This is a genomic window from Longimonas sp., assembly GCF_046498435.1.
Lineage (GTDB): Bacteria > Bacteroidota > Rhodothermia > Rhodothermales > Salinibacteraceae > Longimonas.
Window position 1 is genome coordinate 1 of record NZ_JAWOAR010000060.1, and the last position, 24,502, is coordinate 24,502.

The 24,502-nt window shown below is 56.4% G+C and carries 19 protein-coding genes and 1 tRNA gene; 6 read left to right on the forward strand and 14 right to left on the reverse strand.

Annotated features, from left to right (window positions below):
• From R6U20_RS02400 to R6U20_RS02415, 4 genes are all read right to left on the reverse strand, one after another.
• Positions 1–2,132, reverse strand: a 2,132-nt coding sequence (locus tag R6U20_RS02400; RefSeq protein WP_410336275.1) for an AAA family ATPase, incomplete at its 3' end; no start/stop codon positions are given.
• Between the two features lie 228 nt (positions 2,133–2,360).
• On the reverse strand, positions 2,361–3,500 hold the full coding sequence (locus R6U20_RS02405) for an exonuclease SbcCD subunit D (protein WP_410336276.1): 1,140 nt from the start codon (positions 3,498–3,500) through the stop codon (positions 2,361–2,363).
• A gap of 38 nt (positions 3,501–3,538) precedes the next feature.
• A complete protein-coding gene (locus R6U20_RS02410) occupies positions 3,539–4,651 on the reverse strand; it encodes a DUF3524 domain-containing protein (protein ID WP_410336277.1) in 1,113 nt (370 codons plus the stop codon).
• Positions 4,652–4,754: 103 nt separating this feature from the next.
• A complete protein-coding gene (locus tag R6U20_RS02415; RefSeq protein WP_410336278.1) occupies positions 4,755–4,994 on the reverse strand; it encodes a hypothetical protein in 240 nt (79 codons plus the stop codon).
• A 162-nt stretch (positions 4,995–5,156) separates the two neighbouring features.
• Between R6U20_RS02415 and R6U20_RS02420 the strand changes: the two genes are divergently transcribed.
• Positions 5,157–5,846 carry a ComF family protein gene (locus R6U20_RS02420; protein ID WP_410336279.1) on the forward strand — a complete coding sequence of 230 codons (690 nt, stop codon included), beginning with the start codon at positions 5,157–5,159 and terminating at the stop codon, positions 5,844–5,846.
• A 156-nt stretch (positions 5,847–6,002) separates the two neighbouring features.
• Here R6U20_RS02420 and R6U20_RS02425 read toward each other — a convergent pair whose 3' ends face one another.
• The 8 genes from R6U20_RS02425 to R6U20_RS02460 all read right to left on the reverse strand — a co-directional run bounded on the left by R6U20_RS02425 (position 6,003) and on the right by R6U20_RS02460 (position 16,588).
• Positions 6,003–6,728 carry a hypothetical protein gene (locus tag R6U20_RS02425; protein ID WP_410336280.1) on the reverse strand — a complete coding sequence of 242 codons (726 nt, stop codon included), beginning with the start codon at positions 6,726–6,728 and terminating at the stop codon, positions 6,003–6,005.
• A gap of 463 nt (positions 6,729–7,191) precedes the next feature.
• Complete coding sequence (locus R6U20_RS02430) at positions 7,192–8,268, reverse strand: hypothetical protein (protein WP_410336281.1); 1,077 nt, start codon at positions 8,266–8,268, stop codon at positions 7,192–7,194.
• A 256-nt stretch (positions 8,269–8,524) separates the two neighbouring features.
• Positions 8,525–9,184, reverse strand: a complete 660-nt coding sequence (locus R6U20_RS02435; RefSeq protein ID WP_410336282.1) for a hypothetical protein — start codon at positions 9,182–9,184, stop codon at positions 8,525–8,527.
• Positions 9,185–9,397: 213 nt separating this feature from the next.
• A complete protein-coding gene (locus R6U20_RS02440; RefSeq protein WP_410336283.1) occupies positions 9,398–10,546 on the reverse strand; it encodes a formylglycine-generating enzyme family protein in 1,149 nt (382 codons plus the stop codon).
• 58 nt (positions 10,547–10,604) lie between these two features.
• Positions 10,605–12,353, reverse strand: a complete 1,749-nt coding sequence (locus R6U20_RS02445; RefSeq protein WP_410336284.1) for an SUMF1/EgtB/PvdO family nonheme iron enzyme — start codon at positions 12,351–12,353, stop codon at positions 10,605–10,607.
• A gap of 110 nt (positions 12,354–12,463) precedes the next feature.
• Positions 12,464–13,183, reverse strand: a complete 720-nt coding sequence (locus R6U20_RS02450) for a hypothetical protein (RefSeq protein ID WP_410336285.1) — start codon at positions 13,181–13,183, stop codon at positions 12,464–12,466.
• A gap of 501 nt (positions 13,184–13,684) precedes the next feature.
• Complete coding sequence (locus R6U20_RS02455; RefSeq protein ID WP_410336286.1) at positions 13,685–15,232, reverse strand: YifB family Mg chelatase-like AAA ATPase; 1,548 nt, start codon at positions 15,230–15,232, stop codon at positions 13,685–13,687.
• Between the two features lie 147 nt (positions 15,233–15,379).
• Positions 15,380–16,588 (reverse strand): patatin-like phospholipase family protein, encoded by a 1,209-nt coding sequence (locus tag R6U20_RS02460; protein ID WP_410336287.1) that lies wholly within the window; start codon positions 16,586–16,588, stop codon positions 15,380–15,382.
• A gap of 248 nt (positions 16,589–16,836) precedes the next feature.
• On the opposite strand from R6U20_RS02460, the gene R6U20_RS02465 reads away from it, so the two are divergent.
• Entirely contained in the window at positions 16,837–17,784 is a 948-nt protein-coding gene (locus R6U20_RS02465) for a peptidase (RefSeq protein WP_410336288.1), read from the forward strand.
• A 47-nt stretch (positions 17,785–17,831) separates the two neighbouring features.
• Here R6U20_RS02465 and R6U20_RS02470 read toward each other — a convergent pair whose 3' ends face one another.
• On the reverse strand, positions 17,832–20,039 hold the full coding sequence (locus tag R6U20_RS02470) for a S46 family peptidase (protein ID WP_410336289.1): 2,208 nt from the start codon (positions 20,037–20,039) through the stop codon (positions 17,832–17,834).
• A gap of 413 nt (positions 20,040–20,452) precedes the next feature.
• Here R6U20_RS02470 and R6U20_RS02475 point away from each other — a divergent pair.
• A tRNA-Leu gene (locus R6U20_RS02475) sits at positions 20,453–20,536 on the forward strand.
• Between the two features lie 524 nt (positions 20,537–21,060).
• Here R6U20_RS02475 and R6U20_RS02480 read toward each other — a convergent pair.
• Positions 21,061–21,267, reverse strand: a complete 207-nt coding sequence (locus R6U20_RS02480) for a type II toxin-antitoxin system Phd/YefM family antitoxin (RefSeq protein WP_410336290.1) — start codon at positions 21,265–21,267, stop codon at positions 21,061–21,063.
• 480 nt (positions 21,268–21,747) lie between these two features.
• Here R6U20_RS02480 and R6U20_RS02485 point away from each other — a divergent pair, with 480 nt between their 5' ends.
• The 3 genes from R6U20_RS02485 to R6U20_RS02495 all read left to right on the forward strand — a co-directional run bounded on the left by R6U20_RS02485 (position 21,748) and on the right by R6U20_RS02495 (position 24,373).
• Positions 21,748–22,362: a DNA-3-methyladenine glycosylase gene (locus R6U20_RS02485; RefSeq protein WP_410336291.1), complete on the forward strand. Its 615-nt coding sequence runs from the start codon at positions 21,748–21,750 to the stop codon at positions 22,360–22,362.
• A gap of 292 nt (positions 22,363–22,654) precedes the next feature.
• Entirely contained in the window at positions 22,655–23,209 is a 555-nt protein-coding gene (locus R6U20_RS02490; protein WP_410336292.1) for a hypothetical protein, read from the forward strand.
• Between the two features lie 114 nt (positions 23,210–23,323).
• Entirely contained in the window at positions 23,324–24,373 is a 1,050-nt protein-coding gene (locus R6U20_RS02495) for an AI-2E family transporter (RefSeq protein WP_410336293.1), read from the forward strand.
• Positions 24,374–24,502 lie beyond the last annotated feature (129 nt).

Consider the following 24,502-nt stretch of genomic DNA (forward strand, 5'->3'; position numbering starts at 1 on the left):
AGATCTTTCTGCGCCGCGGCATGGGCGTTGCCCGCCTTCTCTTTCGCCAGCTTGGCTTCCTCCAGCGCCGTAGTTAAGGTGGCAAGCTCGTCCTCCAGCGCGGCCTGCTTGGCCTCCAATGTCTCAACCGAGTCAATGCCCTCAGGTACGCGCTCGGTCAAGTCCTCCACGCGAGCCGTTGCCTGCTCGTACGTGCTCTTCGCCTCGCGCACTGCTTCTTGCTTTGTCTGCAGCGCGTCGCGTTTGGATTCGAGCTCCTCGTTGGTCGCATCCAGATCGGCCGTTGCGTTTTTGACCATCGACTGGGCCGTCTGGGCAGACGTGAGGGCCTCTTTTGCCTCCTGATGCTTCGCCTCAATCTCGGAAACGGTGTGCTCGGTGAGGGCCGCGTCCGTATCCTGAAGCGTTTCGATGGCGCTCGCATGCTTGTCCACTGCGCGTTGAGCCTGCGCCCGGGTCTGCTGCGCATCGTGTAGCTCCGATGCAGCTTTGTCGAGCGCCGTCCGAGCCTTGTCGAGCGCCTCGGCATCGGGCACGTCATGCATGTCGTCGGCGGGGGCGGGATGCGTGGTAGCGCCGCACACCGGACACGGATCGCCGTCTTCCAGCCGCGATGCCAGTACGCTGGCGTAGCCCTCGTCGCGCGACTGCTCCAGCATGCGTACGAGCTTCTTCCTGGCATCGCGCGCTGATTCGCGTTCCTTGACGCGTTCCTGGGCCTCCGCAAGCTCCGACTCAGCTTCCTGGAGCTGTTCACGTAGTTCTTGAAGTTGCTTGCTCTGCTCCAGCCGCTTCGTCCACGTATCCACCGCCGCCGTGCGTTTGGCCACAGTCTGCGCCTCCTCCTTGTGCTTGTTGATTACCGACTGGGCCTGCTCGGCATCCGAGTCCATCTGCTCAATCTCCGATTGCAGGGCCTCGCGCTCCTGCTGGGCCGCCTCGTATGTTTTCTGAGCGGATGCGGCAGTGTCCTTTGCTTTAGCAAGCGCCTTCGCATCCGAGCGAGCCTCCTTCAAGGTGCGTATCTCATTCGTTAGCGCCGCACGTTCGTCGCTGCGGTCCTGCTCGGTCGCCAGCTCCGATTGGGCATCGTTGAGAGCTTCCTTTGCAGCATCGTACTTCTTCTTCGCCTCCTGAAGGGCCTCCTGGGCGTCTGTGCGCTCGGCATCGCGCTCCTGCATGCGCTCTTCGGCGCTTGTGATGCGCTGCGCCCGCTCGGCAGCCTCCGCGCGAGCCCTGCGTTTGGCCTGAGCCTCCTGCTCCGATTTCAGGAGATCGACGGTTTCCTGCGCTTCTTCCACTGCATCCAGCCGCTGCTGCTGATCGCGGGCGGTCTGCAGGGCCTCGGTCGCGCTGTTGAGCTTGGACTTGGCCGTCTCGCGCGCCTCGGTGGCGTCTTCCAGCGCTGCAGCGCGCTCATCGCGCAGGGCGCGCAGTTCATCAGCGGTGTCGGTGTCGTGCTGGCTCAAGAGCGCGTTGCGCTGGCTGAGCAGCTCTTTCGCTTCCTCCTGGGCTTCGCTGTGCATGGCCTTGAGCTCGGCCTCCAGATCAGCAAACCGCTGCGTATCAAACAGAATCTTGAGGATGTCTTCGCGATCGCTGGAGCTGGCCGAAAGGAATGCGCGGAATTGCCCCTGCGGCAGCAGCGCTACCTGACGAAACTGCGCGGCCCGCAAGCCCAGTAGATCTTCGATGCGATCCGTCACGTCGCGTTTTCCCTCCGCAAGAAGACGGCCCTCGGCCTCCGTGTCGGCGTTCGCCACGGCATCGGTGCGGTCCCACAGCCAGGCATCGGGGCCGCGCGTGGTGGTGCCGCTGCCGCGCTTCTTGGCCAGCTCCATCTTCGGACGCCGCTGCACACGGTAGTGCGTCTGGCCCAGCCGAAAGTCGAGCGTTACAACGGTGGGATCGTTGGGCGTGGCGTACTGACTGCGCAAATCGGTCGCATCACGCTCGGCGCCCGAGGATTCAGCGTACAGGGCGTAGCAGATTGCATCCAGCACAAACGATTTGCCGGCGCCGGTGGGCCCGTGAATTAGAAAGAGCTGGTGACCCGCAAACGCTGAAAAGTCAATGGCTTCCTCGCTGGCGTACGGGCCGAATTGGGCGAACTGGAGGTGTTCAAGCGTCATGGGTGTGGGAAGGGGTGGTGATAGATGGCAGTTCAGTGCGCTGGGCATGCAGGTTCTCCGTGCGTGTCTACCCCCTGGATGAGAGCCAGTGTTCAGGGCAGTCGCGCTGTCTGGACGAATGCCGTGCCTTGCATGAGGGACGCAGGAGCGTCCCTGCGATGTGGAAGAGGCGAACGGGGGACCGTTCGCCCCAGGTCAACATTTTTAGGTTTATCGCTCAGGAGCAGGTTACGCGTTGCGCCGGTTCTGTTCGACGCGTTCGAGAGCCGTTTCCAGCAGCGGTTCGTCGTCTTGGTTGAAGGCGGTACCGGTAGCGTAGCGGTAGAACTCGCGGAAGACATCGGCAGGGGTGTCAGTATCGCTGGGCGGCACGAGGTCGTCATCGGCGTCAAGTTCTACGCGCGGAAACGCAACGTGCAGGCAGTTCGGATACACCTCGCGCAGCCGGGCCATGGCATCGGTCACCGGTCCGCGATTAGTGAGCGTGATCTGCACGTAGTCGTTGGCGTTGGGGTCGGAAGCGCCGCGGTCGAGCACGTCGCGGAATGCGCCCTCAATGCATCGCAGATCGCGCGGCGGCTCAAAGGGCACAGCCTCCACCGTGCAGGCACCGTCCGCATCCATATCAACGACGTAGAACGACTTGGTGTGATTGTGCTCGCTGAAGGAGTACTTCATGGGCGATCCGGCATAGCGGATGTGCGTGCCCCCAGCCTCCTGCCGCTGATGCAGGTGCCCGAGCGCAACGTAGTCGAATCCGTCGAACAGATCAGTCGGCACGGTTTCGGCGCCGCCCACCAGCGTGCGCTCGGAGTCGCCCACGGTGCCGCGCTGGGCGAAGATGTGCGCCACGGCAATCGACCGTGCATCCGCCGGGATCTGTGGACGCAGGTGGTCGAGTTGGGCGGATACAACGGCTTCGTGCGAGCGGATGGGATCGTCGGTGTCGAATTCCTGGCGGGCCTGGGCCGGTTGCGCGTAGGGAAGCCCAGCAACGTAGACCGGACCGTGCGCATCCTCAAGCACAATAGGATCCGTACGCGGATTGCAGAGCACGTGCAGGCCCTGGCGTTCGAGAATATTAGAGCCAAATTCGAGGCGGTCGGGGCTGTCGTGGTTCCCTGCAATCAGGATGACGGGCAGCCCCGCCCCCACCACAAGGCGCGAGAGAATGTCGTCGAGCACCTCTACGGCATCAGAGGGCGGGACGGCGCGGTCGTAGATGTCGCCTGCCACGATGACGGCGTCGGGCTTGTAGGTGTCGGCGGCTTCTACGAACTGGCCGAGTATCTTCTTTTGGTCTTCGGTCAGATGCTCTTTATGGAGAAGGCGGCCCAGGTGCCAGTCGGCGGTGTGTAGGAAGCGCATGAGATAGGGATGGATGAAAGGGTGAATGTAGGGAGGAGTTAGAGGAGCACGGCAAAGGCGTCGTCAAAGGCATCGGCGCGGGTCCTCCAGTCGAACGGGTCCGGAATCTCGTGCAGGGTGCGGGGCGGCAGCGGACGTGCGCTCCCGTCAAGGAGGGCCGTGCACAGCGCAACGGCGTCGTTGGGGGTGTCGTAGAGCGTGGGCGCGTGCAGCAACGGGTCGTGCAGCCGGTCGGGGATAAGCTCGGGGTAGCTTAGCCGATTCGGCAGCACCGGATGGCATCCACAGCGCACCGCTTCCATGACGGCAAGACCGAAGAACTCGTGACGGGCGGTGGATACCACGATATCGGCCCGATGCAGCAGTTCGGTGTAGACATCGGCATCTTCGACAAAGCCCATATGCAGAAGTCGATCAGCAAAACGCGTGCGAATGGTGTCGAGTGCATCCGGTGTTCGCCCGGCCGCGCGTCCTGTGATAATGAGGTGGAAGTCAACCCCGGACGAATCGAGTCCGACGAGCAGGTTCAGCAGACCCTTGGGGTTTTTATCGAACGCCCAGCGCTGATTCCACAGCAGCACGGGCGGGTTGTTGGCGGGGCGGGCGTGGGGCGTGCCGAGTTGCTGCAGATTCATGCCCAGGGGCACCACCTGGCTCCGATCGTCAATGGCCTGCACCGTAGCAGACGGCGGCGGGTCCGGAAAGCGCTGCAAGAATTCGGGGAGCGCCTCCAAAAAATCGGACCGATGGAAGTCCGAATTGAACCAGCACGCATCGGCAGACAGCGCCGAACGGTAGTTCAGCAGCGCATAGGTGCGCGGGGCTTTGCTTCCCTTCGGACGCGGATAGGTGAGCTGGTTCTCGTGGAAGTAGAGCACGACGGGCACCTCCGCCAGCACCGGGCGCATCAGTGCCAGGAAGGAGGGCAGGTCGAGCATATCTGATGCAAAGACGACATCGGGCGGGCCGTGCAGGGTGATCTGGCGGCGTGCCTGTTCACTCAGCGGCACAGCAGCGGCATCCATGCGCCAGCGCCAGTGGCGTCCGGGCAGGGTGCACATCGTATACGTATGGCCGGAGTGCATGCGGAGGCCATCCAGAAAGCGACGATGCGAACCTCCGTACCACGGTTCTACGACCAGGATATGCATGTGCGTGCACCATCAAGAAATGGGCGGGGGAGAGCAACGTTGCGAACGGCCCTTCAACGGGGCATAGCAATTCGCATCCCCCAAACAACGACCTAAAAACGAGTTAGCCCGAGGTGGAGAGACGGTTAGCAAGCGCTTCGTCCTCTTCTTTAGTGGCGGGGCGCACAATGGCAATGGCCCGCACCTGGAGCGCCTCGCGCAGCTTCGGGTCGCGCACCTCTTCGGGAGTAATAAACTCTTCTTCACCCGGCCCAATCGTAATCATGCGTGATGCCATAGCAACCTGTTCGGTCGAAGAGCCGGTATTCTTAATCAGCATACCGCGGCGGTCACGATCAGCCATAGGAACAAGGCAGACGTTTCGAAAAAGGATAGCGGAGCCCGTGGGTGGACTTTTATACAGTTGTATTATACCATACAGAAGAGGCAGCTGCACATGCAACCGACGAATAATTGCGTAATTGGATGCGCAGGGCCATGTACGTTTCACCACGTGATCTGAGCTATGCTGTCGTGGACGCACCACATTGGAAAAGGGCTGTTGCGCGTGTTGTATCCGCCCTGCTGTATGGACTGTGGCGTGCGCACGGCTTCGCCCGCGGTGCCGCTGTGTACCGACTGCGTGGCCGGTATTGAGCAAGCCACGCCAGAAAGCGTAGCGGATCGGTTGTCGCGCCTTGCGGAAGCCAAAGCTCTGGCCGATGCCCGCAGTCTGTGGGTGTTTGACGCACAGGGTGCGTTGCAGTCGGTGCAGCATGCGCTTAAATACCAGAACCAGGCGCATATTGGCCACACGCTGGGCCGCTGGATGGCCGACATTGTGCCAGCTACCTGGCAGCCGGATGGCTTTGTGCCGGTACCGCTACACCGCACGCGGTGGCTGGAGCGCGGCTACAACCAGAGCGAAGCGCTGACCACCGGGCTGGAAGAAGCCACCGGTATTCCCTCACGGACCGATGTGTTGGCTCGCGTGCACCCTACCGCGTCGCAGACCGGACTGCCACGCCGCGACCGATGGGCGAACGTGGCACAGGCGTTTCAGGCGGTAGATCCGACTTCCGTGGCCGACCGTACCTGGGTTGTGGTCGACGACGTGCTCACCACTGGCTCTACCGCTGCAGCAGCTGCCCATGCTCTTCTCGACGCTGGAGCTGCCCGCATCTATCTGTGCACGCTCGCCATCGCCCGAACGTGAGGTGACGTATTTGGGGCAGTTGTCTTAGAGCAAAATGCCAGCAACAAAAAAAGCACGCAAGGGCTCTCCTTCTCAGGAAAGCATCCTTGCGTGCAAATATGAGATACGAGACTTGTTGTCGCTCTCAAAAAGACGTATACCGTTCGCAATTCTTAATCATCCGCTGCGGCTACGCCACGCGTCCAGCACTTCCTCCAAAATCTGACGGTTCACCTCATCAGAGACACCGTCGGATCCCGACACACCAGACACCAAATCGCTGGGCGGATTCCCATTCAATCGGTGCAGGGTGACGTTGCGCCGCGGATCTGTCACCACGTTCTCAAACGTCAGTACATCTCCATATGTCATGGTCTCCTGCTGATTAATATAACTTGTATTTACCTCGCCCGTGCTTATAAGCGACTCAATAAGCTGTTGGTCTTCGATGCGCCCCACTTCGCGAGGAGTCCCCTGGCTATCTCGGATTGATATTACAATCTCCGATATGTCTTGCACAGGTCCACGGCGCGTTGTCCGGAGGTCATACCCCAAGATAATTTCGTTTACGTTTTCAAGAGCGCCCCGTACAAGCCCATCGAAGTGTCGATGATTACTGATAGTATCGTACATATCACTCATCGGCATCTCTTCAGGTTCGTCCCCATCAGCATAGTCTTGAGCGACCATGATCTCGATGTCCTCATCGCGCATCCGTTGAAACAAGCCATCGAGGGCTTCCTTCACGAGATCATTGTTTTCGAAGCTGATGGTTATCCCCTCTGATTCTTCCGCCTCGGCATCGGCCTCTTCAATCTCCGAACTGGACGCTGACGCATCCGCCGACATTGGAACGATCAACTGCACGTTCGAAGACCACTGCGCGTTACTGTCAGCAGTCACGTAAAGTGAGGCGAGGGAAAACACCAGTAAGACCGCGAGTAACTTTCTTATCTTAGACATTGTTGGCATGCTGGTATTACGATTGTTGGAGACGTATGTATGCAACTTCATGGCTGCGCTCTGATTCGCCGGGGGAATTGAACCCAACGTTTCGTGACTACTGCGTTTCAACCGAGTGTTTTTGCTCTCACGGTGTGATGTAAGCATCTGTCGTATTGGTCTCATCGGGAAAGGGTCGCAAGGATAGGTATCGGACGAAATCCTTCGACTACAACTACCGGCAAGGCTCGTGCCATACACGTCATCTGCATGTCTGATGGACCGTACAGACTCGCTAAAGCGTCCTCATCCTTGATTTCCCACTCTGCCATGAGGTTTCATGAGGCTTCCCATGTATCTTGCCCAATACACCACGAAGGTTTGATGTACGATAAAGTGCGCAGTCTTGACCGATGTCCGTAGACTACAGACGGATGTTGAAGGAGGAAGTCAGCCGTGAAAGCTCAATTTCGTCACGAATCGCCTGACCAGCATGGTTCTGACGATACATACCGGTGATGCGTATCCGAATCGGTGTCCCTGGTGAGATTCCGCGGTTATTTAGTCCGTTAGTCATGTCAAGAACCCCTGTACTTGGATCAAGGGTGTACTCATTTGCATCGAAATCGCGGTAGCCAATGCCTTCTTGATAGCTGACTTCCACATCGTCAACAAAGTAGTTGGCGTCGTCGCTGTACCGGCTCTCAAACTCCGGGTCCGGCTCTACCTCAATTTCAACGCGCCCTGTTCCTTGCAAGCTTTCCCCAGCTTCGAGCGTGGGGCCATCTGCCTGTGCAAGGCTAACTGTTGGATTCGGCGGCGTGATTATACCGAAAGACTGACTTCCAAGCGAAACGTCCTCTTCCTCTTCTCGCATCAGATAGGCTGACACCTCAACCGACTCTTGGTCACCAGAGGGACTGAGCGTGAGGGTCCGGTCTGTTCCTTCGGTAGATTGCCCTCCGGATTCCAAACGTAGTGGCTCATTTTCCAAGCCTGGCACCTGGATGCGCACCTCATTCCGCACGTTGCTGTACAGGGCATCGGCTGCAACCGTCTGTGCAAGAACTTGTGGGCGGTTCACAACGAAGCTTCCCTGCACCTCTTCCTCCACTTCTTGCTCTTCAACGTTTTTGTACACCAGGGTCGCACTGTACTCAATCTCTGCCTGATCTTCTCCTTCTTCAAGGAGACCACCGGTATCCATCTGTATTACCGAGCGCGTAACACCATCACTGTCCTCAATCTCCTCTACGCTGAGCCGTTCATCGTCAACACGTATATCGTACTCTGTTGGTGCGGCGGCCAAGTATGCTCCTGCCTCATGTGTCTGTCCGAGGATCATGTTGTCCTGCCCAACTACCAGTGACTCAATGCTCTGGAAGTACGGCGTACTGGAATCAATGTCGAACGTGCTGAATGCGTAAAGCAGAATCGGCAAGTACAGGGCCAGCATAATCTGGTACCTGAGTGTTTTGATTCTGATTGTTGCGTCTTTCATAGTAGAGTACTGAAAGAGTATGTTATATGTAGAGCGGAGAATACTGGAAGCAATCCGCCTTTTACAACTCCAAAGAAGGATCACTGACTGCCTATGTCAGCCTGTTGTCTTATCCCCCCAAACCGGCATAGGAAAAAAACAGAGCCCATGATTGTTTTTATATGGGCCAGTTTGTACTACGCAAAGGGGCGCACAAGCTGAAAAGCCTGACTTTCGTGCTTCTTAAGCCGGTTCAGCTGGGGGTTACCAGGGCTGATCAGGACTTGCCATTGCCTCCTTGTGTATTAAACATGCGGAACCGCGAAAGCATCTCGTCGAGGTCACTACGCATTTCTTCGACGGTAGAGCCAGCTCCTTCCATCTCATTACCAAGCGTACGCATTCCTTCACCAAGTCGGCTCGCATCTTCGGCGAGTTCGCCACTGGCAACCTCCGAGAGCTTTGTCCGCATGTCTTTAACAGCAACACGCGCACGCTTCATCTCACCTGCCATGTCGTGGATTTCGCCTCCGAACTGCTTAATCTCTTTTCCAAGAGCGCTCATCATGACGTTGAGGTCATCATTGACTTTCTTTTCCATCATTTTGCGGGCGGAGGCACTTGGAGCAGGTCCTTGTGCGGCCTGAACGACAGCGGCTCCTCCAGCAGCGCTGGAAGATGCTCCTTCTTCCGTCTCCTCAGGAGGCTCCATGAAAAATGCCTGGACGAGTTCAAGCATACCCATGATGATAAACGCGCCTGCCTCCCCAAGGAAACCAATGATCATGAAGTCATCAGCGTAGGGAGCTGCCATCGGATCATCCCATATCTTAAAGAAGACGCCGAGGATTGCCGCAGCCCCAAAGATACCAATGAAGAATCCGAGCACCTTGGTTGTAAGTTCAAGGATATACTCTTTCCGACTACTGGAAGCCATAATACTGAATGCTGTTAGTGAATGCTATGCTGTATGTGGTGCCTCTACGGCTACACAGCGGGTTCACCCCCCTTTGCATACCGATCGAAGCTGTTTTCGGGTCGAAGCTGTGTTTTCGGGTTGCGACGGTTACATCTGTTGTGCTTAACAGATGCTGCCACAGGAGCATTTCCTAAGACTATTAGGATGCTGCCAAAAGTTATTAGAGAATCACTATTCCTGGAATGGAGGCTCATCTTCGGGATCAGGAAGCTCTTGAGGTTCCTCTTCTTCAGACTCTTCTTCTTCGGGATCAGGAAGCTCAATCTCTACATCATCATCTTCCTCTTCCTGCTCAGGTTCATTGCTGCTTTCTGGCAGCGAGTCAAAGATATCACCTGATGAGCCGTCTCCATCTACCTGTGTGACATCTGCTGCACACCGAAAGCCAATTTCCTGGCTGCCCTGGTCTTGGGGATGGCTGTCACGAACCCCCACGCCTATATCAAACGAATTAGATCTCCACGAGCCCCCTCGGATGATACGCTCATCTTCTGATTCATCAATGAACGGTGCAGGATCCGAATCGCCTTGCTCATAATGGTCGTAGGTTGAGCTATACGAATCTTCGATCCATTCGGCCGCATTTCCTGCGATGTCGTGAATCCCCCAACGGTTAGGCGGAAACGATCCAACAGGAGCCGTGCGAGAATACCCCGTAGCAGCGGGGTTTCCTTCCGGACTAAAGTTTGCCAGGTAGCGGCCTCTACCGTCAGTAGCTCGGAAGCCACGCCACGGATAAACAGCACCTATCTGACCTGCACGTGCTGCATATTCCCACTCTGCCTCAGTTGGGAGGCGACGCGACCCATTCCACTCGCAGAAGCGTTGTGCATTCTCCCACGTAACTGCCAAAACCGGGTGGTCCTGAAACTGCGACTGCGTCAGATAGCCAACCATTGCCTCTTCATCCCCCCCCCATGCTTCTACGTCAGGCAGGAGGCTTCTATCTCCTTCATCCTGCACAAACTCAAGATACTCTCGATTTGTCACTTCAAAGCGGTCGATGTAGTAGCTCGTCATGGCAAGCACAACCCGACCTGCATTCTCGCGATCATGAACATCTTCATCGGTCAGCCCCATAATGAACGTTCCTGTTGGCAAGCGCACCATATCTCCGTAGGAGTCCTGGGGCTCTTCATCCACAACAGCCGACGAAGAGCGATCTGCATCCATGTTGTGATCGCTCACCTGTTCCGGAAGTATATTGGGCAAGACAGGAGTAGAGTCCCCTGCAGCAGCACCTGACCAAACGATCACTCCAAGCGTCGAAAGCGCAAGCACGGGAAGCCAATATATCAGCCTGATCTTCTGTTTTTTCATGACCTTGAATTTGTAGGGTAAGAGTTTCTAATGGTGTTCCTCCGTCAGCGCAAAAAGATTACTCCTGTGGTTCTGATTCTGGTTCAGGAAACTCGAGATCGGGATCTTCCCCCTCTTCTTCCTCGGGCTCTACATCAGGAGCATCCGCCTCTGGAGGGCTTTCAACATCTTCTTCTTGCTGACCTTCGAGATCTTCTATATCAATTTGGCTCAACGTTGCGGCACAGCGGAAGCTTATCTCATCCCCTCCAATTGACGTTTGATCACGAACGCGCTCCACTGGAATATCGCGTGGGGCACGCTCGCGAACACCTACACCGATCTCGAACTCGCCCGAGCGCCAGGACCCACCTCGTATCGTACGCTGATCTTCCCGCGGGTTTGTGTGATGCGGATTTCGCTCTGCATGGCGTCCGTAGTCGCGCGTCCATGCATCATCTGTCCACTCATAGGCATTGCCGGCCATGTCGTAGAGTCCCCAACGGTTAGGCTCATAGGAACCAACAGGCTCCGGGTTTGACGAATTAAAGTTAGCGAGGGGTTCACCGTTACGCTCGGCGCTAAGTCCTGGCCATGGATAAGCAGCCCCGATTACCCCTCCGCGTGCAGCATATTCCCACTGTGCTTCGGTTGGCAGGCTGTGTCCTCGCCACTGACAATATGCTTCGGCCTGATCCCAGGTGGCATGCAAAACGGGGCTGTCGGACTCGCGCTCGAAGTATCGCTCCGCCTCTTCATCAGGCAAGGCAAGTTCGTTATTTTCACGCTCCTCCCCTGAAAGATCATCCAAGAACCGCTGATAGTCGGCGTTGGTCACCATGTAGCGGTCGATAAAGAACCCACTCATAGATATCCGCAGCCGGCCTGGGTCTTGGTCAATTTCGCTACGCGGATCTGTAGGACCAAGCAGGAAATTACCGCTTGGCAGACGGATCATGTCGCTGTGCTCATCAAACTCGAACACATCCTCATCTGGGTCCACTTCTTCGTCATAAGGGAGACGTCCGGGGTCTCCAAACTCTCCGTAGAAGCGTGCCACTTCCACCGTGCGGGGAAGCACAAGCGGCTCACTGGAAGCCAGTTCCTGCTTTGTGTAGGGAATATTGAAGTCGGTATCTGCTGGAGAAAAGCCCTCATCATCTGGACACGCCCCAAATGGACCGCATTCGGCATCACTTCCAGAGAGCGGCCCACTGCCTTCGTCCATCACCCCCTCCCCGGGTGGTTCACGCTCAATGCGATTGAGCCGGTACACAACTCCCAGAGACGGCATAAAGCTGGATACGAGATCTGGCTGCACGCGTCCCCCAGTGATTTCCTCGGTCCATGACCAGCGTCCTGTCATCTCGGCTTTAACACTCACGTTGTTTCCCACAGCGTAGTCGAGCCCCAAGCCCAGGGGAAATACGCCGCGTTCAGTGTCGTCACCAAAAATGAAGTTACCATACCCCGCGTACAGGTACGGACTTACGTTACTATCCAGTCCGAGCACGTGAAACTCAACACCGGCCTCGGCCGAAGTTAGATCTTGATACGTCAATCCTGCACGCAGTCGAGCTATGCTGTTCAAGTCAAGCATTAAGCCTCCAGAGATGGCAGGGTTGGTTCCGTCGAGATCCGACAGATTTGTTTCCTGCGATACGAGTGCACCGCCTGTCACAAACAGACGCTGCGAGAGCGCATCTGTTGGAAGGCATACAAGGACCGCGACCAACAAAGCCGTAACGGTGGAAAGTATACGCTTAATTTGCATGGTCTTTTTAGGTACGAAGGTCAAAAAGGCAGTCTGGGGATGTGCGCTATCCATTTTCAAACGGCATGTGTGGCAGCAGTGTCCTCCCCTTGTAGAATCCATTGCTCGTTTTTAAAGCAAACAAGGAAATACTTTAGATAGCTACACGAGCAGCTATTTCCTTACTAACGGAAATTAAAGCGATGGGTTACCCCCACGAACCCAACATAGTCGGGCCGCTTCACACCATCAATTCCGGTGTGCCCATCCAGGAAGTCGGAGGTTGGAACGCGGACGCCAATACGGAACGTGTCGAAGAATGACACTCCTGCCACGAACGAGGCCGTTACACGACTTCCCAGCGGATCAAACTTCTCACTCTCTTCTGGAAAGTTCGATGAGTACGACGGAGAAATCATAAACAGCGGTCCGCCGCCAAGAAATACCCGAAACAACCCTTGGCGGACGTACGGGACGTCGTAGTCAGCTGTGAAGTCCAGAGCTAACAGGTTGTTCGAAAACTCCAACGGCGAATCGCCTCCTGAAGTCGTGCTCCCCGAGATGCGGTTATACTGCAATTCGGCATTAAGCCCAAACTGCTGGAACGTCCCAAACCGGCGATCGGCGCGCACGAAGACGGCGGGGTTCGCAGCACTCACATACTTCAGAATGTTATTGTTCGGATTTCGACTCAGATCTCCTTGATATGTATTGATGCCCGCGCCAATCGTAAGGCCGTGCACAAACGGTGTGTCGCCGCCGTTGCTCCCGTCCTGTCCGTTGCCAACCTCTTCAAGCGGATCGTCAAACCCTTGCCCCATTGCGTGTGTGGGCATGAGAAGCAGTACCGCAAGGGCGGCAGTAATTGTAGCGAGTGCAGTGGTATGTAGTGTTTTGGTAGGCATGTACCCAACGCCGTAATAGTTTTAAGAATCGAGTGCTTCAGCTTTGTTCATCGCCTGGTTACCAGACACTTGCTGCTCCAATAGTACGCTTCAGCCGCTTAAGTGACAAACCAGTGATAGACGCATAATAAGAATTTTCCAAACAAGCGCTCTCGTGGGCTTTGCCGACTCAAGCCCTCACCAAGTCGAACCTCCTCCGAGTTCCGCTGTCTTTCACTGCGGCAACATGCGCACTGAGGCAAGATGAATCGTTAGTCACATCTGTCTCCCACAGAGCACACTACTACTTACATTAACCATTTTCAGATTGGTATGCAAAGTAACTTTGCGTACGACAATGGACTTGACCACGAAAAGGTAAATCTAATCGTGAAAAGAGCGTATCCAGGGAGAGCAAGGCAGATCATTGAGAGCAATTTGTGTGCATAACTTAGCACGCTGCTCACATAGGCTGTCTTTTTGTTTTATCCAAACAACCTTTTCCTAAAAGGCACGAGTGATTCAACCGTTCCACCAGTCTCGATCAAGCGAGCGGTACTGGATGGCCTCCGACACATGTTCGGGACGGATGGTAGCGGTGCTATTCAAGTCAGCGATGGTGCGCGCCACTTTTAACACGCGTGTGTACGCCCGAGCGCTCAACCCAAGTCGGTCGATTGCCATTTTTAACAGGGCTGTTCCCTCTTCATCCAGGGCACAATGTGTTTGCACCGATGGCGCATCCATCTGTGCATTAGCATGAAGTTGATGCCGTGATGCAAACCGCTTAGACTGCCTTTCCCGCGCCTGCACCACACGCTCTCGCACCTGTTTAGACCGCTCTATCGCTCCTGGGTCCGACTGTAACTCATCGAAGTCAACCGGAGCTACTTCTATATGGAGGTCAATGCGATCCATAAGCGGACCGCTGATCTTGCTCAGGTAACGCTGAATTTGGGATGGTCGACATACGCATTCGCGCTTCGGGTCGTTTAGATATCCACATGGACACGGGTTCATACTTGCAACGAGCATAAACCGCGCCGGATATGTGACGGTAGTGCGCGCTCGGCTAATGGTAATACGCCCTTCTTCGATAGGCTGCCGCATTACTTCAAGAACACGACGCTGAAACTCAGGCAACTCGTCCAGAAAGAGCACTCCGTTGTGGGCCAACGAAATCTCGCCGGGTGTGGGATTGGCTCCACCTCCACATAGCCCTGCATCGGAGATTGTATGATGCGGAGATCGGAAGGGACGTTTCGTGACCAGCCCTTTTCCAGGGTCAAGGGTTCCATGTACGGAGTATATTTTCGTTGTTTCAAGCGCTTCTGACGTTGACAGGGGGGGCAGTATGCCTGGAAGCCGCCGCGCAAGCATGGTTTTCCCCGATCCGGGCGGCCCAACCATGAGCACGTTATGTCCTCCGGCTGCTGCGACTTCCAGCGCCCGTTTTACATTCTCTTGTCCGCGTACATCGGCAAAGTCAGTCGGCTTTGTGTCGGCATTCTCTTGCGTGTGAGGCGCTTCATTTTCGTGTAGAGGCACACTTGTGGGTCCCTCGATCAAAAACTGAACGGCGTCTTCAATCGTTTCTACAGGGACCACCGAAATCCTGTCTACAACAGCGGCCTCACGGGCATTTTCTTTCGGCACGATTACATAATGACACCCTTTCGACTCAGCTTTAATTGCCATGGGTAACACGCCACGTACAGGACGTATGCTGCCGTCCAGGGCTAACTCGCCCATCATCCACGTAGTGCTAAGCCGTGAGCGATCAATCCGATCTGTGTATGCTGCCAGCAGTCCCACCGCCAATGGAAGATCGAAGGCTGCGCCTTCTTTCGGAACGTCGGCCGGTGCCAAGTTAATGGTAATGCGCCCGCGGGGCACCGGGAGGGCACTTGTCTTCAGCGCCGAAAGAATCCGGTCTCGGCTTTCGCGCACTGCGCCGTGCGGCAGCCCAACCACCGTGTATTTGGGAAGTCCCGAGTCAATATGTGTTTCAACTTCAATCGGCAGCGCATCTACCCCAATTGTGGTGCTGCTCCAAACACGACTTAGCATAATGATAACATACGGCATGATCACAAAACACGGCCTGGAGGGGTTCGACCCAATACACCACATTTCATAACGTTGGCCCGGTTATGCTACCCCGATCATGCCCCGATCATGCCCTCATGCTATAGCAGTCTGTCTGGATTTGCCTGCTCATTCACCCGCTATAAACGCAGCAATACGGTCATATTGGCGGCGGGCATCGTGGTATCCAATTTCGATGACACGCTCGATATACCCTCGTGCAAACAACAGTACGCTCATCCAGTCGGCGTGGCGCACCTCGCTAGACCCCGTTCCACCTACAACGTATCGGATGGTAGCAGGCAGTTCATTCACGTATTCGTGGGCAAAGGCACTCAAACTCACCGAAGGGCGAATCTGAAGCAGATCGATCACACGCTCGGCTTGTCCGTTTTGCACCGGCTGCTTTCGCACCAGCCTGTTGATACGCCGCAAGTTCTCTGCGTCTTGCTCCAGCGCATCGGTAAACACTGCATTAACAAGAACTCCCATCACCTGTGCCAATGGCGGATGGCCTCGCACAGAGGGCTCTCCCGCCTCTTTCTGACTCGGCTTGTAGCGGTTAGCAATCACCATGATGCGCGTGGCTCCCATGTTCACCGCAGGCGCTAAGGGAGCCATCAGTCGTACCCCACCATCCCCATACCAGGCCTCTCCAATACGCACCGGCGGGAACACCAATGGAAGCGCCGTTGAAGCCATCACATGCTCGACCGAAAGCTCCGTCTCGCGTCCCACACGATCGGGTCGCTCCCACTCGTCAAACTCGCAGCCCTGCACCCAGGTCACCGTTTGCCCAGTGGTGTAGCTCGTGGTTACCACCGCAACACCTTTGAGCCAGCCCGTGCGGATATTCTGATCAATGCCACGGAGCGTGTTGTCATGCGCAGCCATCTTCTCGCTCAGAAACGTGCGAAGCGGGCTGGGGTCGAGCACCCCCCGTTGGCGCATCGCCTCGGCAGTGCGCGACTCAGGGTTCCGGTCGGCAAAGAGTTGACGCATCACAGCAAACCCGGAGTTCACGTCGAACACTTTGTCGGCAGAGAGGTGCTGCCAGTTGTGCACGAGACTGTTGGTGGCTTGCCGGAAGGTGCCCACATGGTTGGCAAGATGCGTGGTGTTAATCGCACCGGCAGAGACGCCCGTAAGAACTGAAAACCGAAAGTCGGGGAATGCTTCTGCCATGTAGTGCAATACCCCTACCTGGTAGGCCGCTCGCGCCCCGCCGCCTCCTAACATAAGAGCAATTGTTGGACGCTCATCGCCATCTGCCGAGGCCGATGCAGCCTCCATATCCAACAGTGTATCGGGAAGAAAGCGGCGATACCATGTGGGCATAAGCAACAAAAACGGATAGAGTGAAGAAGACTATGGGTGCACCAAAACCAGATAGGCTATCACATGAAGACCTCAACACGAAAACAACATACCCGGTACGGTTCGTACACGGTAAAACAAGGGCAAATGCAGCGCACGCTCCCGAATCGCTGACCATCATGCTGTTCGGAGTAGACGGCCCTGTACGCACGCCCGTCCTAATTAGCTGCTTGATACTTTCATTGCTGCGTTCTCTGCTGCGCCTCCCTATGCCTGCATCTCCTCAACACGTACTTTTTCTGTTTATCGACGGCATTGGACTTGGGCCCAACCGCCCCTCTAACCCAATGGCTCAGCTTGGCGCGCACTGGGCCCGTCTGGCACAGCATCCTGGATGGACAGTTCAAACGCCGATTGTTGACACGCCCACGCATGTCTTTCATCCTGTCGATGCAACGCTGGCAATAGAAGGGCTTCCGCAAAGTGGTACCGGACAGGCCTCGCTCTTCAGCGGCATCAACTGTGCGCAGCGAGCTGGGCGGCACTACGGCCCGTTCCCGCACTCGTCGTCGAAACCGGTACTGGCCGCTCACAACCTGTTCCAGCGCGTGCAGCCTGGCCTCTCGCCTGGCGACTGTGCGTTTGCAAATGCCTATCCGCCAGTTTTTTTCAAAAAGCGGGCGCGCCGCAATCGGTGGACGGTCACGACGCTGTGCAGCCGACAAGCAGGGGTGCGGCTGCGCTCCACCGATGATGTTCGGCACAACCGAGCGCTTCCCGCCGACCTGGTAGGCCATGCCTGGCACAAACACCTGGACATTGCCATTCCGCAGCGGTCTGCCGCTCATGCCGGACGCGTATTGTACCGCATCATGCAGCAACATCGCTTAACGCTCTTTGAGTACTACGAAACCGACAAAGCCGGACATGGGCGTTCCGAGCTTTCCATCTCAACCATTTTACACCGGTTGGATGCACTGCTCGGAAGCTTCATTGATGCTTGTTCACTGGATACCGACCTTCTCCTTATATGCAGCGATCATGGCAACCTTGAAGCTCCGAATCAGAAGCCGCATACGCGTCACCCCGTGCCTTTAGTAGCCTATGGATGCGGGGCCCATGCCTTCCGCTCTGCCACCTCAATCACCGATGTAACCCCTGCCCTGTGCACACTTCTCGGCGGCTCGCTCTCTTCGCATCAGCCAACTCCGCAATAGATACGTGCTACAAAGACAGGCAGAGGTGCCAGGTCAGGGTCGTACAGCTATTCCCGCACAGCTACGCTATCGGCCCGCCCGCTTATGAGTTCTTCCACGAGTTCCTCGGCCTGATACACGCGGCGGAGCGCTTCAACAACGCCGCGGCTGTCCACCGCAATGGCACGGGCTTGCTCGGTCCGGTATAAGAACCGGTTGGGAAGCGCTTCATAATTGCTATCGAAGAGCACACCAACCAGCTCCAGATCAGCGTTCACAAGCGGAGAGCCCGAACTGCCCCCTGAAATATCGACGGTAGATACCAAATTCAGAGGCGTAGCGCGCAGCGTGCTGTCGGCCGAGGCATTCTGCCAGCGTTCGGGCAACTGAAACGCCTCGCCGTCCTGCTCATCGGCACGGGTATACAGCCCATCGAAGGTCGTGTAGGCGGGCACCGCCGTGGTGTCTACAGTATATCCCTGCACGTAACCGTCGCTAACTCGAAGCGTCGACGACGCATCAGGCGCAATGCGATCCGTTCCGAAGAGAGCCAGACGCGCAGTATTCAGTCGAGCATTGATCGACTGCTCCGACGCGCGAAAGTCTTGCAACTGCTCCACTACGCTAAAGTACAGCGGAGCTAAGCCCTCCACCAGACGAACCGAAGGATCGTTGCTGTCGCGATAGCCGCGGTTGTATATACGCTGTGCTCCGTCTTGCGACCGCAGGCGACTTTCTTCAGCCAACTCTTCGGCCCAGTCTTCGGGGGACTTCTCCTCGAACAGGCGCCGCATCGTCGGGTCGCTTTCCCCATATGCATCTCGGATATCGTTGAGACGCTGTGCAATTAAGGCCTGTTCGACCTGTAAGGGCCAGTCTTTAATCGAGTCTGCTTCGGTTCGGGCCTCACCAAGCTGTGTGGATGTGCCTTGGCTCCGATTAAGCTGATCCATGTAGTATCCGTACATCGCTCGCGTCAGCACTCGCGACCCGACCTGCGTATTTGCGAATCCGTTGAACGCGCGGGCCCGGCGCTCAATCGACGACCGGGCGCGCTGGAGCTGTGACATGTCGCGCGTAAGCCCCCCATAACGCTGCCGGAGCGTATCAACCGAACGGATGGAGTCTTGCAGTGCCCGCTCATTGGCAGTCCGACGCGCAATCAAGTAATCGTCGAGCCCTTCCAGCTGCCCCTGTAGACTCTTGTGCGTGTTTTTGAGTGAAAGCAACGTATTGCGCAGTGCGGGCCAGTCTGCAGCCGATCTCCCTGATTCGGCGAAAAACTGCTCCATCACCTCAATGCGTGGCTCCAGAAATGACAGCCGATCGGGAATGCCCTGCTCGCGCTCGTACTTTACCTGGCTCACGGTGGTTAGCCGGCTCGTCGTCCCTGGCGTACCAACGGCAAACACCGGCATGCGCTCCTCGCTTCCCGCCTCGTAGCTCCACTCGAAGTACCGTTCGGGCGTTACGGGCTCGTCGTTTTCATACACCCGGTAAAACGCCACGTCCATGTTGTAGCGGGGATACGTAAAGTTGTCCGTATCTCCTCCAAAGAACCCGACTTGCTGCTCGGGAGCCATAACCAGGCGCACATCGGCGTAACGGTGATAGGTGTACGCCTTGTACCGTGCTCCCTGGTAAAGCGCCTCCACGGCAACACGCAGATCCTCGTCTTCCTGCTCTGCTTCTTTGGTGAGGCGCTCCTCCAGTTGATTCACGCGCTCGGTGCGCACATACGAACGAAGCTGAGTTGCCCCGCGGTAGATTTCGTCGGTCACGTCGCGCACCTCAACCAACTGATCGACAAAGAGCTCAGGCGTGGGGCGCTCCGCATCGCGGGTAGATGCCACAAATCCTTGCGCAGTCAACGACTCTCCCTCTTCAGATACAGCTGTGATATGCTCACGCGCACAATGATGATTGGTTACCAGAAGCCCGGTGTTTGAGACGAAGCCGCCCGAACACGTATCACTAAAACGAAGTGCAGCATACTGCATGTGCTCACGCCACTCGGTTGTGGGACCTACCTCATAGGCTTCGCTGAAGTGGGTATCGGGCAAACGGTCGATGCTCCACATCTTGCCCAAATCAAAGGGCTGTGTCTGCACCGTATCGTATCCTGCCGGATACTCTGTTAACGGTAAGGTGGGGAGCTTTGCCTCAGTATCTGCTCCCTCCTCCGTCGACTCGGGGCGATCGGTAACAGATACCACGTCGTGCGGCGTGGAACACCCTGCTATTGCACCGCCTGCAAAGAGAGTCACTAAAAGCACGTACAGGGGCCATACAGGACCACGCATTGCAAAAAAAGAGTTCATATCACGTCTAATCAGCATCCATAGAGAAGTTTAACCGCTGCCTCTGCGTGCGTGGGAGGTCCGTGCTCGTTTCATGCGGCATTCTGTCGTGTAGCGTCCCCCGTGCAAGGAGGCACCGTAGCGCACTCCTTGACACACCGTAGCGCACTCCTTGACACGGTGCAGCCCCATCCAATAATTTGGGACGCAATCAACATGCCATGCATACGCAGGTGTGCTGCCAACGTTGTGACGTGTCGTCGTTACGGTGTGCAACGCACGGCTGGGGAGGCCAATCGCCTCACAACGATAGCCTTATCGTTAGCCCCTCATGAAGTCTGCGTTGGGCGGAACTCCCCAATTCGAGCGGGAATATAGGGCTTCTGCTTGCGAAAGTGGCGGAATTGGTAGACGCGCGAGGTTTAGGACCTCGTGCCCATTTGGGCGTGGGGGTTCGAGTCCCCCCTTTCGCACTGTTCTCTACGATGCAATATCCTGATCAGCACCCTACCTGATCAGCATCCTAATAGTTCGACGGTAAGCAACGCTAACTTCAACGTGTTGCCCGTACGCGCCTCGTTTCATTCCCACTCCGGTGTTCTGCCAAGAAACGATACCGCAATGCTGCAATCGGGCAATGCTGCAATCGGGCAATGCTGCAATCGGATTGAGAATCGCATATAGCATTCGCGTTGGCACAACACGAGCTTCCCTGCCGTGTCCTGACAATGCATAGTCCCTTCCCATGCAGCACTTCGCCAATGCACCCGTCTTCTACGCAAGGCGCTTTTGCGCCTACATGGCCTGTGATAATTGGGGAGCTTTTTTCATCTACTCGTTGTGCAGCCTACCCTGTATACCCAAAGAAACCGGCACTTATAGGCCGGTTTCTTTGGGTATACGTACTCATCACAACTTTTAAGGGCCGCCCCTGCATATGTACTCTTCTCAGCAAGAAGATAGGTGTATAGCAAGGACAGTTTACAGCACGACAAGCTTATGCCAACTCGCGGAGTTCGTCGATCCCCAGCTTCTTCTTGATCTTCTTGTACGTCTCCCAGTCAATGAGAACGGCGTAGGGATCATTGTTTTTCTGGATAAGCAGGCCGTTCTGCGTCTTCCGGACGTGGTCAATCAATTCGGACGTCTCGGATCGCAATTCTGTGATGGTGGCAATGGCATCGACGCCTTCAGTATTGTACATAAACTTCGCTGGTCTATTCGTGGATGATTCCGCTCTCATGCTGTACGTCGTATTCAGCGCGTGTCATGCAAAACGAAACACATGCCTACATTCGTACAACGCAAGACCGTTGTAACTTTTGAATGTCGTGTCTGTGACGAAATCATGGCACGATAGTTACTACCTATGCGATTTTTTTAAATAACTACAGCAGATAGACAAATATTCGTGGCCTTCTTTGCAGTGTCTTGATTCCTTGAGCTGCGCTCTAAAGGCATGTGCACCTGCCAAAACGACAACGAGCCAACAAAACGGAATCCATATCAAACGATGTAAGGCTGTACATCAAAGAAAATGTGCGCACCTGCGACAATCCAATAGATCTACTAATAGTACTCAGGCACGGAAGGATGTGCTGCGTATCCACCAAACAAAACACATGCTCAAACTTTCGGGTTGACGCTGTGGTGCGCATTTCCCCTCGCAACCAACAGATATACGATGGATCCATTTCCGTCCTCGTTTTACGCACGGTCGGCGCTGCAGGTGGCGCCCGAGTTGCTCGGCCACTGCGTGGTGCACGACCCGCCCGAGGGGCCGCGCCGCGTGGGACGCATTGTGGAGACCGAAGCCTACACCGAAGACGATCCGGCTTTCCATGGGTGGAACGCCCGCGACCCCGAGACCGGCGAACTACAGCGCACCAGCCGCACCGCCGACCTGTTTGGTCCGCCAGGCCGCTCGTATGTCTACCTGATCTACGGCATGTACTGGCTCCTGAACGTCGTCACCGAGTCCGACGGCATCGGTGGAGGTGTGCTGGTTCGGGCGGTAGAGCCGCTGGAGGGCCTCGCAGCCATGCGCCCAAACCGCCCGGCGGCCACCCGCGACGTAGACCTCACGAACGGCCCCGGCAAGCTGACGCAAGCCCTTGGCATCGACGATGAGGCATACCACAACGTGCCACTGACGGCCCCGCCGCTCTACCTGGCCCGCGACCCGGATGCGCCAAACCTGTCGATTGTCCGCAGTCCGCGCATCGGCATCACCAAAGGGGTCGAGCGCCCGTGGCGGTTTTCGGTGGAGGGGCATCCGTATGTGTCGGTGAAGCCATAGGGAAAATGCGGAGCCCCTGTCGTGAGAACAACGCCCACTGATTGCCGCCTGCGCTGCTATCTTGCGAGATGAACTTATGGACTGCACCAATACAACGGACAAGCTCATACAGTACAACTCGATTGTCTTATCAAAAAATGCCTAACTTCCCATGCGACGTTTGATTGCAGTACCTTTCATTCTACTTCTGACCCTGACAGCGTGTACGGAACAGCAAGAAGAACGGGCCCAGCAACAGGGCGAGCAGGCCAGATCGGCTATTCAGCAGCAAGTGGAAAACCTGCAAGGTGAGATGGATTCTGCCTTGGACGACGCCGGCCAGGAGTTGGATGCGCTGGAACGCCGGATTGAGTCTACTGATGCAGACACCGAGATGCAGCAGGCCGTTGCCGATCTCCGTGAGCAGCGGGAGGAGATTGCACAGCAGCTTCAGGAGGTGCAGAATGCAAACGAAGACGAGTTGACGACGGTGCGAGAGCGTCTACAAGAGCAACGAACCGATCTCAATCGTCGTCTGGAGGAGTTGAAACTGCGGACCGCCGACTCGCGCGAGGAGTTTGTGCAGGCTGCTGAAGAGCGCCTCAACCAGATGGAGCAGGAAATCAACGCGCTGGAGCAGCGAGCCGAAAGGTCCAGTGGCCAGATGCAGCCCGATTACAACGAAGAAGCCAGCCAACTGCAGTCCCGATACGATGAGCTTACGCAAACCCTCAATCAGGTGCAGGAAGCCAGCGAAGAGGAGTTTGCTGACATGCGAGATGCGTTGGCCAAGAACCTTGCCGAGTTGCGTACAGACATCGAGCAGAAGATGGACGAAATGGAGCGTGAAACCGACTCGGACCAATAAGCAAACTGATAAGCGAACGCTACCAAGACGCCGCATCTAACAGATTCCGCGTACAGGAAGGCGTGTGGCCTGCGGCATTCTCTTACCAAAAATAATGTAGCAAACAGGGCCTGTATGGATACGAACTTCCATCCTTACACGAAACGGGTGTTCATTGCTGGAGCAGCTGTACTGGCCTTTGTGCTTGTGCTCCTCGTTCTGCAGCGCGTGGCGTCTGTGCTGCTGCTGATTTTTGCGGGCATCCTGCTGGCCGTATTCCTGGATAGCCTGACATCTTTCCTGCAAGAACGCACCGGCCTGGCTCGGGGATGGTGCCTCGGGCTCGTTGTTCTCTTGCTGAGCACGGCCTTCGCCGCGTCGGGGTGGTTCGCTGGGCCCCCGATTAACGATCAGATTAGTCGGCTGATCGAGCGGATTCCAAGTGCGATCGAACGCATTCAAGCGACGTTGGCGCAGTATGAATGGGTGCGCAATTTGCTAGTTGCCTCAAGCGGCTCCGGGCAAGGCATATCCTTTTCGAGGCAGGCGATGTCATTTGTAGCGGGCGGAATCACCAATACGATAGGAGCCCTCGCCAGTGGGTTGGTCGTGCTCATCATCGGTCTCTATGCTGCGGCGACCCCGAGCGTGTACATTAATGGGGCCATCCGGCTGTTGCCCCCGACACGGCGCATTCGCGGACGCGAAGTCGTTCGAGCCCTCGGAAAAGCGCTACGCTGGTGGCTGCTGGGACGCATTGCCTCGATGGCTGTTGTTGGCGCCTTGACTGCTACGGGCCTCTGGATAGCTGGTGTACCGCTCGCGTTTGTGCTGGGGCTTATTGCAGCGCTGCTTTCGTTTGTACCGTACATTGGTCCGATCGCATCTGTCGTTCCCGCCGCGCTGGTTGCGCTGGCCGACAGTCCCAACAAGGTGCTCTACGTGCTCATCATTTACTGGGCGGTTCAGCTGCTTGAGAGCTACCTTATCACACCACTTATCCAGGAGCGCGCTGTGTCGCTTCCTCCGGCCGTGCTCATCAGCGCCCAGGTTATCATTGGTATACTTGCTGGAGCCATTGGCGTACTCATGGCAACGCCCCTCGCGGTCGTCCTCATCGTGCTCATCCAGATGCTCTACATAGCAGATACGCTCGGCGATTCTGTGCCTACGCTGGGCGAGTAGGGCCGGCCAGATGCAGAGAGCTTCGTACGCGCTGAAACTTATCAAACTCATTCGCTGTCACTCACCCAAACAGACTCCCTTTGGGCGTGCTCGCTACGCCTCCATACGGGTAGCGATCGGATTGCAGGC